Annotated in this window: 9 protein-coding genes; all 9 read left to right on the top strand. The window is 45.2% G+C overall.

Annotation, left to right across the window (positions count from 1 at the left end; all coding sequences use genetic code 11):
* The 9 genes from ssb to SPUTW3181_RS18300 all read left to right on the top strand — a co-directional run bounded on the left by ssb (window position 1) and on the right by SPUTW3181_RS18300 (window position 11,489).
* Complete coding sequence (ssb, locus tag SPUTW3181_RS18340) at window positions 1-711, top strand: single-stranded DNA-binding protein (RefSeq protein WP_011790777.1); 711 nt, start codon at window positions 1-3, stop codon at window positions 709-711.
* A 118-nt stretch (window positions 712-829) separates the two neighbouring features.
* Window positions 830-1,408, top strand: coding sequence for an anthranilate synthase component II (locus SPUTW3181_RS18335; protein ID WP_011790776.1), 579 nt, complete (start codon window positions 830-832; stop codon window positions 1,406-1,408).
* 166 nt (window positions 1,409-1,574) lie between these two features.
* Complete coding sequence (locus tag SPUTW3181_RS18330) at window positions 1,575-4,055, top strand: S9 family peptidase (RefSeq protein WP_011790775.1); 2,481 nt, start codon at window positions 1,575-1,577, stop codon at window positions 4,053-4,055.
* 187 nt (window positions 4,056-4,242) lie between these two features.
* The gene (locus tag SPUTW3181_RS18325; protein ID WP_011790774.1) at window positions 4,243-5,388 is read left to right on the top strand and encodes an HDOD domain-containing protein; all 1,146 of its coding nucleotides are present in this window, start codon (window positions 4,243-4,245) and stop codon (window positions 5,386-5,388) included.
* Window positions 5,389-5,435: 47 nt separating this feature from the next.
* Window positions 5,436-6,347 (top strand): alpha/beta hydrolase, encoded by a 912-nt coding sequence (locus SPUTW3181_RS18320; RefSeq protein ID WP_011790773.1) that lies wholly within the window; start codon window positions 5,436-5,438, stop codon window positions 6,345-6,347.
* A 308-nt stretch (window positions 6,348-6,655) separates the two neighbouring features.
* Window positions 6,656-7,873 (top strand): aspartate aminotransferase family protein, encoded by a 1,218-nt coding sequence (locus SPUTW3181_RS18315; RefSeq protein WP_011790772.1) that lies wholly within the window; start codon window positions 6,656-6,658, stop codon window positions 7,871-7,873.
* 126 nt (window positions 7,874-7,999) lie between these two features.
* The gene (gene astA, locus SPUTW3181_RS18310) at window positions 8,000-9,019 is read left to right on the top strand and encodes an arginine N-succinyltransferase (protein ID WP_011790771.1); all 1,020 of its coding nucleotides are present in this window, start codon (window positions 8,000-8,002) and stop codon (window positions 9,017-9,019) included.
* Window positions 9,020-9,029: 10 nt separating this feature from the next.
* Window positions 9,030-10,490 carry a succinylglutamate-semialdehyde dehydrogenase gene (gene astD, locus SPUTW3181_RS18305; RefSeq protein WP_011790770.1) on the top strand — a complete coding sequence of 487 codons (1,461 nt, stop codon included), beginning with the start codon at window positions 9,030-9,032 and terminating at the stop codon, window positions 10,488-10,490.
* A 195-nt stretch (window positions 10,491-10,685) separates the two neighbouring features.
* Window positions 10,686-11,489, top strand: a complete 804-nt coding sequence (locus SPUTW3181_RS18300) for a DUF1338 domain-containing protein (protein WP_011790769.1) — start codon at window positions 10,686-10,688, stop codon at window positions 11,487-11,489.
* The last annotated feature ends 63 nt before the right edge of the window (window positions 11,490-11,552 follow it).

Genomic DNA, 11,552 nt, shown 5'->3' with positions numbered 1-11,552 from the left:
ATGGCCAGTCGTGGTGTTAACAAGGTAATTTTGGTTGGCAATTTGGGACAAGATCCAGAAGTGCGTTATATGCCAAACGGTAATGCAGTCGCAAACATTACAGTAGCGACTAGCGAATCGTGGAAAGACCAACAGGGTCAACAGCAAGAGCGCACCGAATGGCACCGTGTGGTTCTGTTCGGCAAATTAGCTGAAATTACAGGTGAATATTTACGTAAAGGTTCACAGGTTTATCTTGAAGGTAAACTGCAAACCCGTAAGTGGAAAGACCAAAGCGGTCAAGATCGCTACAGCACTGAAGTGGTTATCGATCAAAGCGGTAGCATGCAAATGCTAGGTAGCCGTGGTCAAGGTGGTCAAGCACAAGGTGCGCCAATGGGCGGCGGCATGCCACAAAATGCAGGCTATCAATCAGCGCCTCAGCAAGCCGCTCCTGCACAAAATCAGTATGCGCCAGCGCCTCAAGCTGCACCTGCTTACCAAGCCCCTGCGCAGCAACAATATGCTCCGCCAGCACCTGCTCAGCAGCAAGGTTATGGTCAGCCACAGGCTCAACAACCACAACAAGGTGGTTATGCGCCTAAGCCACAAGCCGCTCCTGCGCCAGCTTATCAAGCGCCAGCAGCACCTGCACAGCGTCCTGCACCACAACCACAGCAAAACTTCACTCCAGATTTGGATGATGGCTGGGATGACGATATTCCGTTCTAGAGCGGTACTGATTGAAGCGATAAGAATAAATGCTTTTAATCGCTAATATTAAAACTAACCCAGCTAATAGCTGGGTTATTCTTTAATTGCCTTTTAAAATTAACCTATTGGTATTTTAATGCTGTTAATGATCGATAATTACGACTCTTTTACCTTTAACTTAGTGCAGTATTTTCAGCAACTAGGGCAAAAGATTGTGGTAAAACGTAATGATGAAATTAGCTTAGATGAGATTGAAGCCCTTGCACCCTCTCATCTGGTGATCTCTCCTGGCCCATGCTCTCCAAATGAAGCGGGAATTTCCCTCGCGGCGATTAAGCATTTTTCGACACACTTACCTATTTTAGGTGTGTGTTTAGGCCATCAAGCCATGGCTCAGGTTTTTGGGGCGAATGTCGTTCGTGCCGAGCGAGTGATGCATGGCAAAGTAAGTGAAATTGAGCACAGTGGTGAGCGATTATTTACAGGGCTAAATCACCCTTTGACGGTGACAAGATATCATTCATTACTTGTGGACGCCGTGCCAGAGGGGTTTGTGCTCGACGCTTGGTTTGATGATCCTATCTATGGACGTGAGATTATGGCAATGAGTCATCAACATTTACCGCTTTATGGGGTGCAATTCCACCCGGAATCAATTTTAACTGAGCAAGGGCTTGATCTTTTAGCAAACTTTTTATCTTTATCCCCAAGTTAAAGTCGTTTTTATTCACTCTTTTATCATTCTCTGTTACAAGATTTATCCCTCCTTTTGCGTCAATTTAGTCGCTAAATATGATATAAGTGCCGCAAAACTACGCTAAACAGACAAGATAGACAGATCATACTTTGGCTGTTGCGATAACAATAAAAAGGAAGGATAAATGAAAAGCGTAATCCGAAGTTTGGGATTTAGTGCACTTACCGTTGCGGTGTTAGCGGGTTGTGCCGCAACATCGACAGAAACGTCAATCCCTACATCATTGCCGCAGGTGTTCCAAGTCCCATTGGCGCAACCTCCGCAGGTTTCAGAGGCCCTTACGCTTAATCAAATTATGGCGAATCCCGATTGGATGGGGATTTTCGCTAAAGAAGCTTATTGGAGTGATGATAGTCAAAGTGTATTTTTTGCCCGTCAAGCCAGTGGTGCACCTTTGCGGAGTTATTATCAGCAAGGTATTGATGATACTGGTGCGCTTGAGTTAGCTATCGATAAGCTGCATACCGCTGATCAGCAATTTGGGGTCATAGATCCCACGCAGTCTTATAAAGCCTACCTCTATCAAGGCAATATTTTTGTTAAGCAGTTAAGTACAGGGAAGATCACCCAATTGACTCGCCAACGTACTGCGATTGATGGTGTACGTTATTTGAATAATGGCGACATTGCATACTGGCAGGGGGATAATGTTTTCCAAATTCATCAAGAGACAGGGTTAATTGAGCAGCTTGCCGAAATCAAAATGGCAAAAGCGCCAGAAGGGGTAAAAGAGCCTAATACTTATTTGGCTAAACAGCAGCACAGATTAATTCAATATGTGGCACTGCAACAGGAAAACGCCAAAGCTAAGGCGAAGTTCAATGATGATTTGCAGAAAAACGATCCGACGCTTGCGGCCAGTACTTGGTATTTAGGCGATAGTGAGGTGGTTTCTGAGCTTAGCCTGTCTCCTGATGGCCGTTATATTTTAGTGGCGTTAACCGATAAAAATCATAACGGCCGTAATGAGCATGACATCATGCCTAATTATCTTGGTGCCAAAGGATATATCGATCCTGTGCCTGTGCGCGCTCGTGTAGCTGAAGACGCTCCACCTGGGCAACGCTTTGTATTACTTGACCTAACCCTGCACAAACAAATGAATATCACCATTGAAGGCCTAACAGGATTCGATGAGGATGTACTGGCAAAGGTTAAAACTGAGAATGCCAAGGCTAAAGGCGAAACTTATCAAAGCACTCTCGCACCACGTAAAATTCAGTTAATGCAGGATTGGGGTTGGACACAAAGTGCGATTCAGTGGCATGAGTCCGGCGCTAAAGTCGCCCTCATGTTGGAAGCCACAGATAATAAAGATCGCTGGATAGCCAGTGTTGACCTCTCAAAGGGGAAGTTTATTACTGAACATCGCCTCCATGATGATGCTTGGGTGAACTATGACTATAACCAGTTCGGTTGGGTGCCAGGGACAGATACGCTTTACTATCTGTCGGAAGAAACAGGTTATTCGCAACTTTACATTAAATCATTAGGCGAAAAGCCACGTGCGTTAACCCAAGGTAAGTTTGTGGTAAGCGATATCACGCTATCACCGGATGCAAGTTTTATTTATTACAAAGCAAATCAAAATCATCCAGGTATTTATAATGTTCACCGCGTGAATATATCCACGGGTAAAAATGAGCAATTAACTCAGTGGGATGGTAATTTAGATTACAGCTTAAGCCCTGATGGAACTAAGCTGTTGCTCAATGCCTCACGCCGTACACAACCGAATGAGCTCTATATTCAATCTATTGGCGGCGAGTTAAAGCAACTAACTTCTTATACGAGTGATGCCTTTAAAAACTACCCATGGCAAGCGCCTGAAGTGGTGGCGGTGCCGTCAAATTACGGTGCAGGTGATATTTATGCTCGAGTCTATTTACCCCAAGGCTATGATAAATCCCGCGCTGAAAAGTACCCAGCGGTGATTTTTAACCATGGTGCAGGTTATTTGCAAAATGCTGACTATGGCTTTAGCGGTTATTTCCGCGAGTTTATGTTCCATAACCTATTAACTCAACAAGGTTATGTGGTGATGGATATGGATTACCGCGGCTCTAAGGGTTACGGCCGTGATTGGCGTACTGCGATTTATCGCAATATGGGGCATCCCGAAGTAGAGGACTTAAAGGATGGTGTGACTTGGATGGGGAACCATGCCAATGTCGATACTCAACGTGTCGGTACTTACGGTGGCTCCTACGGTGGATTCTTAACCTTTATGTCGCTGTTTACCGCGCCAGATCTATTCCAAGCGGGCGCCGCACTGCGCCCTGTGGCAGATTGGGCACACTATAATGCCCCTTATACCTCGAACATTTTAAACACGCCTGATGTGGATCCTATTGCCTATGAGCGCAGTTCACCGATTGAACATGCCCAAGGATTAACTAAGCCATTGTTAATTATGAGTGGTGTGATGGACGATAACGTCTTCTTCCAAGACAGTGTTCGCATGGTGCAGCGCCTGATTGAACTGGAAAAGCCGATGTTTGAAATGGCAATTTATCCTGTTGAGCCACACGGTTTTCGTCAGCCATCGAGTTGGTTAGATGAATATCGTCGTATCTATAAGTTATTTGAAAAAGAACTCAAATAAGCGCGTTTAGCGTTTTGCCAAGGCCTCTTTAAGAGGCCTTTTTTATGTTTAAGTTAGTAAATTTGAGAGGTACTAAGCAGCAGGGTTTGTTTATTGCTAAGATTGATTGTATGTGCTGAAATTATAATGTTTTTTAGGATTTTAGAATATTGACGTCACAGGCATGGCTTAATAGGACAGATGAATAGTGGCGATTTCGGTAGCGGGTGGCGTAAGGCCTGGCAAAATTATAGAGATAGAACATAGGCTCTATCAGCAATTAATCCTCGGCAAACAAAAGGCGAGTCCAACACTATTGGATGAACTTGATAGGGAGCTTGAGGCCGATGCGAATAAGTTGGATATTGAACGCGAAGCCATTTTGGCGCGTATGATGAAACAGCTCCAAGCCCGAGAAGTTTTTGAAGCGGTGTCGAAACAATTAACCGCAACCGTTAATAACGCCATTGAGCATCAATTGGCCTCCCCTGAATTGGTTTTGGTGCAGGCTGATATCAATGAGTCCCAAATTTTATTGTTAGAACTCCTACTTGCAAAAAACCTTGATGCCACTCGATTACGACCACTTATCAGTAATCTAAGTTGGTTATGTCGCGATTTAACCAATATGGTCAACAGTCCCGCCTTTCGTGCCCATCGACCTCAGGGGGCTGATGTGCATGTCACTGATATCAAATTAGTGATGAGTTACATTGGAATAGAGAACCTTCGCACCATAATTCCCTATTTTTGTTTACGTAACTGGTTACCTAGCGGCAATGCTAAATTGCTGTGGACTACCCGTAAACTTTGGCGCTACAGCATTATCAGCGGTATTGCAGCCAATGCACTGGCTAAGCTTCACAATACTGACTCAGCACTGGTTTATAGTAGTGCTCTGTTAAACCAGTTAGGTACGTCGGTTGTATTGAGTTTAAGTGCTCGCTTATTCGATAAAACATGGGGAACTTGGATACGGGAAGCCAGTAGTAGCCGCGATAAAGAAGTATATGATGCTGTGATAGCAACAGAATTCCCAGCTAAAGTGGTTTTTGAACAAGTGTTAAATCATGGGCTGAAACTTAATTGGCAATTATTAACACTACTTGAGTTTGAACATAGTCCATTAACTTTGTTATTAAAGGAGCTTGATCAAACCTTAAGCTATCGTGAGCTCTCATCTCAAGCCGCGATTGTCGCACGGGCTAATTGTTATGCTAAGGTGGTGTTACTTGAAGAGATGCGCCATATTGAGCCGCAAGAAAAGCGTTTAATGTTTGATTATTACGAGTTAACAGAGCAAGAAGTGCTGCGTTTAAAAGCACAAAATTATCGAAAGTTAGATTTGCTATAATCGATGCCCTTTTATCAGTGTCGATATGGCGCTGATGTGGAGGGAAGATGTCAAGCTGGCAATCATCTGTATTAAACACTATTTTATCCTACGTTGCCCGCCCATCCATCAGCCGAGGCAAGGCAAAAGTCCCCTTAGCACAAGTGCGTGAAAAGCTTATTGAGCTGGATAAGCGCTGGATCCCCTGGCCCGATAAATTAGTCAGTGCCACCATTCCGCTTAGGCATTCAAATCTATTGCACTATGTGCATCTGACTAAATCACCTCTATTAGGAAATCTCTTTTATGTTCGTGGTGGCGGTTTTTGCTTTAAAACCCCCCATGCCCATGCAAGGCTTGTTGCAGATATCGGTCGGCGTTGTCAGTTAGATATCTATATTCCCGATTATCGTCTTGCTCCCGAATATCCTTTTCCCGCGCCCTGTGATGATGTGATGGAGGCGTATTTACGCTTAATCGACTTGAAAGGTGCAAATAATTTGGTACTGATGGGGGATTCTGCGGGAGGTAATTTAGCCTTAAGTTTATTGCTCGAACTTAAGCGTCTTCATTTACCGCTTCCCCAAGCCTGCGTACTCTTATCGCCAGCATTAGATTTGGCGATAACGGGGGACACTGAGCTTATTCTTGGTGCAGATGATCCTTTTTTTACCATAGAGTCATTGCTGCGTTTACGGGGAGCTTATCTTGCAGGCGCAGATCCTATGTCTGCAAGAGTTTCTCCTTTACAAGGGAACTTGGTAGGCCTGCCGCCGCTCTTAGTGATCGCGGGTACTCGGGAGTTGCTATTACAGGATTCAGAACGGTTAGTGACTCAAATTAAAGCGAGTGGTGGGGAGATCCAAGGCATATTCTATCCCAATATGCCTCACGTATTTCCTATGTTTGACTTGTTACCTGAGGCCCTCGAGGCGAGGGAGAAAATCAGTCACTTTGTGCTTTCACATTTGATTCGTTAAAATTGTGTAGTTATTCATATTCAGTGAATAGCTAGCAAAAATAGAGGTAAATAACTTTTTTTCTGACTAAATATGCTACAAGCCTTAGGGATAAACGCTTGTATAGCTCTTAAACTGCAATCTTTATGCACTTTGTGTCAAAGCATAGCGATTGATGTTTGTGAAAAACTGGTATTTTGATCACATTTTCGCTAATAATGGCTATTAACAGACACAAGCATTCCCTGTATCACTAACTCTAGATAAAGATACACAGGGTATTCTGACGGCGCCCTATGCCGCTAAACAAAAACAAAGGATGAAGAAGAATGAGCGTTGATATGAAGTTAAACCGTGCCCAATTTGACGCAGTGATGGTGCCTAATTATGCGCCAGCGGCAGTGATCCCCGTTCGTGGCGAAGGAAGCCGAGTATGGGATCAAGAAGGTAACGAGTTTATCGATTTTGCTGGCGGTATTGCGGTAAATTGCTTAGGTCACTGTCATCCTGCTCTTGTGAATGCACTAAAAACTCAAGGCGAAAAACTGTGGCATTTATCCAATGTGATGACAAACGAACCTGCCTTAGCCTTAGCGACTAAATTAGTGAACAGCACCTTTGCCGACAAAGTGTATTTTGCTAATTCAGGTGCTGAGGCAAACGAAGCCGCATTAAAATTAGCCCGTCGTTATGCCTTAGAAAAATACGGTGTTGAAAAAGACGAAATCATCGCATTCGATAAAGCCTTCCATGGTCGTACTTTCTTTACTGTAAGTGTTGGTGGGCAAGCCGCCTATTCCGATGGTTTTGGTCCTAAACCACAGAGCATTACACATTTACCTTATAACGATATCGCAGCATTAGAAGCCGCAGTATCGGATAAAACCTGTGCCATTATGCTTGAGCCACTACAAGGTGAGGGCGGTATTATCAGTGGCGAGCCCGCCTTCCTCAAAGCGGTACGTGAACTTGCGAATAAGCACAATGCCCTCGTAATTTTTGATGAAGTCCAAACCGGTGTTGGCCGTACTGGCGAGCTTTACGCTTATATGGGAACGGACATAGTGCCAGATATTCTCACCACGGCTAAGGCTTTGGGTGGTGGTTTTCCGATTGCTGCTATGCTGACTACGGCTGAAATTGCTGAGCATTTAAAAGTGGGCACCCATGGTTCTACCTATGGTGGCAACCCATTGGCCTGTGCTATCGGTAATGCAGTATTAGATGTTGTGAACACGCAAGAAGTGCTAGATGGCGTGAAACATCGCGAGCAATTACTGCGTGATGGTTTGAATAAAATCAATGAAAAATATCATGTTTTTTCAGAAGTTCGCGGTAAAGGTTTACTCTTAGGGGCCGTTCTTAATGAACAGTACCAAGGTCGTTCACGCGACTTTTTGGTCGCCTCTGTCGCCGAAGGCTTAATGAGTCTGATGGCGGGTGCTAACGTGGTGCGTTTTGCTCCTTCTCTGGTGATCCCCGAGGCAGATATTGCTGAAGGTCTAGCTCGTTTTGAACGTGCTGTGGCGAGCATAGCTGCCGCCTAAATGACCTAAGGAGTGCTGAATTTATTCGCACTCCTTTTTTGTCAGGGAATGCTTGTGTGCATCACTACCTGTCTTATTTAGATAGGAGCCTTGGTGCGCTGCAAGCCAAAGTGAGGAGACACTAAGATGTTAATCATACGTCCTATTCAGGCTGGTGATTTTGAGGCTTTATATCAAATTGCCGAAGAGTCTGGCCATGGTTTTACGTCATTACCTGTGAATGCCGATTTGCTCAAACATAAAATTGCGAGAGCAGAAGCCTCATTCGTCAAACCTGTAGAGACTCCCTTCGATGAAGGCTATCTGATGGTATTGGAAGATACCGATACCCGCGCAGTGGTCGGCACTTGTGCCATTGAGGCTGCTGTCGGAATGGAAGACGCCTTTTACCATTATCGCCTCGGCACCGAAGTTTATCATTCTGAACAAATCGACGTGCGTAATGAGGTTGAAACCTTAACCCTTTGCCACGATTACACTGGCGCCGCCGAATTATGTACATTGTTTTTACGTGAAGCCTATCGTAAAGGCAATAATGGCCGCATGTTATCCCGTAGTCGCTTTTTGTTTTTGGCCCAACATGCGAAACGTTTTGGTGAAACAGTGATCGCCGAAATGCGTGGTGTGAGCGATGCTAATGGTCATTCTCCCTTTTATGGTTGGCTACAAAAGCATTTCTTAGGCATTGATTTTGTTCAGGCAGATTATCTTTCTGGTTTGGGTAAAAAGGCATTTATGGCCGAAATGATGCCACGAAATCCGGTTTATGTGTGTTTACTACCGGAAGAAGCACAAAAGGTGATAGGCGAAGTGCATACCAACACCCGTCCCGCATTGAGTCTGCTACAAGCAGAAGGTTTTAGATGCCGCGGTTATGTGGATATTTTCGATGGTGGTCCAACGGTTGAGTGTCGCTTATCCGATATTCGCGCAGTCCGAGAAAGTCGGCTATTGACCATAGATATAGGTGATATGGTCGAGGCGAGTAGCCAATTCATTATCTCCAATACCCAATTAGCCAACTACCGTGCAACAGCGGCATATTTAGCGGTGGATGATAAATCCGAACACATAGTAATTAGCCCTGAACTCGCAGCGGGTTTGTTGCTCGCTAAAGGCGATCAAATCCGTATTTTGGCAATGTAGGAATAAACACATGACACATTATATTCAAGGCCAATGGCATACTGGTAACGGTCATGACGTGACCTCAATCAATCCTGCCAATGGTGAAACTATTTGGTGCGGAAAAACAGCTACCGCAGAGCAGGTTAATGCCGCGGTTGAGGCTGCTCGCGCAGCACAATTTGATTGGTTTATGTTAGGTTTTGACGCGCGTTTAGCCATAGTTGAAGCGTATCGCAGCCAACTCGAAGCCAATAAAGCTGAACTGGCTGAAACCATAGCCCAAGAAACCGGTAAACCTCAGTGGGAAACGGCAACCGAAGTCGGCGCCATGATAGGTAAAATTGCGCTATCGGCCGCGGCTTACCATAAGCGCACGGGCACAGAAGCCAATGATACGCCAGCCGGACGCGCTGTTATTCGCCATAAACCCCACGGTGTTGTAGCTGTCTTCGGTCCTTACAACTTCCCCGGTCATTTGCCTAATGGTCATATAGTGCCTGCTTTACTCGCGGGTAATACTGTGATTTTTAAACCCTCTGAATTGACGCCTAAAGTGGCCGAGTTGATGGTCACGCTTTGGGATAAAGCGGGTTTACCTGCGGGGGTTATCAACTTGGTTCAAGGCGAGGTGGATACAGGTAAAGCGTTAGCCTCACATCCTCAGATCGATGGTTTGTTTTTTACGGGCAGTTCACGTACAGGACACCTATTACACCAACAATATGCGGGTCATCCTGGCAAAATTTTAGCACTTGAGATGGGTGGCAATAATCCACTGATCATCAAAGGGGTACAGGATATTAAGGCTGCAGTGCACGATATTCTGCAGTCGGCTTATATCTCATCTGGCCAACGCTGCACTTGTGCACGCCGTTTATACGTTGAGCAAGGCGAGCAGGGTGATGCCCTGATTGCCCTGTTAGTCGATGCGGTTAAACAGATTAAAGTCGGCCCTTGGAATGCGCAGCCACAGCCATTTATGGGCTCAATGATTTCAGAAACTGCCGCCAAAGGTATGGTTGCGGCGCAAGCCAATCTACTCGATTTAGGCGGTAAAGTGCTCGTTGAATTAACGCATTTACAAGCAGGAACGGGCTTAGTCTCTCCTGGCCTTATCGATGTAACGGCAATTGATGTATTGCCGGATGAAGAATACTTTGGGCCTCTATTGCAGTTGGTGCGCTATGGCGATTTCGATCAGGCGATCAAATTGGCTAACCAAACGCGTTATGGTTTGTCTGCGGGATTACTTGCGGATAGCCGTGAAGATTATGATTATTTCCTCGCGCGTATTCGTGCAGGCATTGTTAACTGGAACAAACAAATCACTGGCGCATCGGGCGCGGCGCCTTTTGGTGGCGTAGGGGCATCGGGTAACCACAGAGCGAGTGCTTTCTATGCCGCCGATTACTGTGCTTACCCCGTTGCTTCGGTCGAGGCTGATGCCGTGAGTTTACCCGCGACACTAAGCCCAGGTTTGAGCTTGTAAGCGGGTAGAGATTTGACTTTTATGTGGTAAAGAGGAGGAAGGACGAATGTTCTTCCTTTTTAATAACAAGCAGTAACGTGACTTGAGTTTCTACTGTGGGTATGTGTGACGCTGCAACAGTGGCATCTAGGTCGTTACATTTAGTGTTTGCGGCACAATAACAGCAATAACCGCAGCACAATAAAAGGAGTTTTTATGCATACTGACATCAACGCCTTATTTGCCGCCCTGTGGCAAGACTATATTCAAATGACCCCTTCTGCGGCAAAAGTGCACGCGTTGTTGGGTCATGGTAAGCCGATCATCAACGACCATATCGCCCTACGTACTTTTAACATCGCTAAAGTGAATTTGGATGTGCTGGCTAAGCATTTCACATCACTAGGCTATGTTGCTTGTGGTGATTATAAGTTCGAGCAGAAAAAACTGGTGGCTAAGCATTTTGAACATCCAGACTCGACTCAGCCTAAAGTGTTTATCTCTGAGTTGTTGGTTGAAGAATTTAGCCCAGCGCTACAAGCGACCATTCAAGGTTTAATCGCCCAAGTGGATGTCGCCGCGACAACGGCGGATAATTTTATTTACTCAGGCCGCCATTGGTCATTGGATTCTCAAACCTATGAGGATTTATTAGCCGAGAGTGAATATGCTGCTTGGGTAGCCGCTTTTGGTTATCGTGCAAACCATTTTACTGTGTCTATCAATCACCTCCATGGTTTTGATACCTTAGAGTCAGTGAATAATGCATTGAAACAAGCGGGCTTTGTGCTCAATAGTTCTGGTGGTGAGATTAAAGGTTCGCCAGAGGTGTTGTTAGAGCAATCCTCGACCATGGCCGATAAAATTGGCGTTGAATTTACTAATGCGACAGTAGAAATCCCAAGTTGTTTCTACGAGTTTGCCCTGCGTTATCCTATGGCAAATGGCGAGCTTTACACGGGCTTTGTAGCGGCGTCTGCCGACAAGATTTTTGAAAGTACCAACGTGAATAAAGCTTAACTTCATCAGGGCCTCATCTCGCTTTGAGTATAAAAAAACGCCATCGATTCGATGGCGTTTTTT

It is taken from the genome of Shewanella sp. W3-18-1 (assembly GCF_000015185.1).
Classification (GTDB): Bacteria; Pseudomonadota; Gammaproteobacteria; order Enterobacterales; family Shewanellaceae; genus Shewanella; species Shewanella putrefaciens.
The sequence above is the reverse complement of the archived record's forward strand: the minus strand, read 5'-3'. Positions and strand labels throughout refer to the sequence as shown.

Coding starts and splice junctions, on each gene's coding strand:
- SPUTW3181_RS18315 (WP_011790772.1), top strand. CDS start 6,656: ATGAGCGTTGATATGAAGTTAAACCGTGCCCAATTTGACGCAGTGATG.
- astA (WP_011790771.1), top strand. CDS start 8,000: ATGTTAATCATACGTCCTATTCAGGCTGGTGATTTTGAGGCTTTATAT.
- SPUTW3181_RS18335 (WP_011790776.1), top strand. CDS start 830: ATGCTGTTAATGATCGATAATTACGACTCTTTTACCTTTAACTTAGTG.
- astD (WP_011790770.1), top strand. CDS start 9,030: ATGACACATTATATTCAAGGCCAATGGCATACTGGTAACGGTCATGAC.
- SPUTW3181_RS18320 (WP_011790773.1), top strand. CDS start 5,436: ATGTCAAGCTGGCAATCATCTGTATTAAACACTATTTTATCCTACGTT.
- ssb (WP_011790777.1), top strand. CDS start 1: ATGGCCAGTCGTGGTGTTAACAAGGTAATTTTGGTTGGCAATTTGGGA.
- SPUTW3181_RS18300 (WP_011790769.1), top strand. CDS start 10,686: ATGCATACTGACATCAACGCCTTATTTGCCGCCCTGTGGCAAGACTAT.
- SPUTW3181_RS18330 (WP_011790775.1), top strand. CDS start 1,575: ATGAAAAGCGTAATCCGAAGTTTGGGATTTAGTGCACTTACCGTTGCG.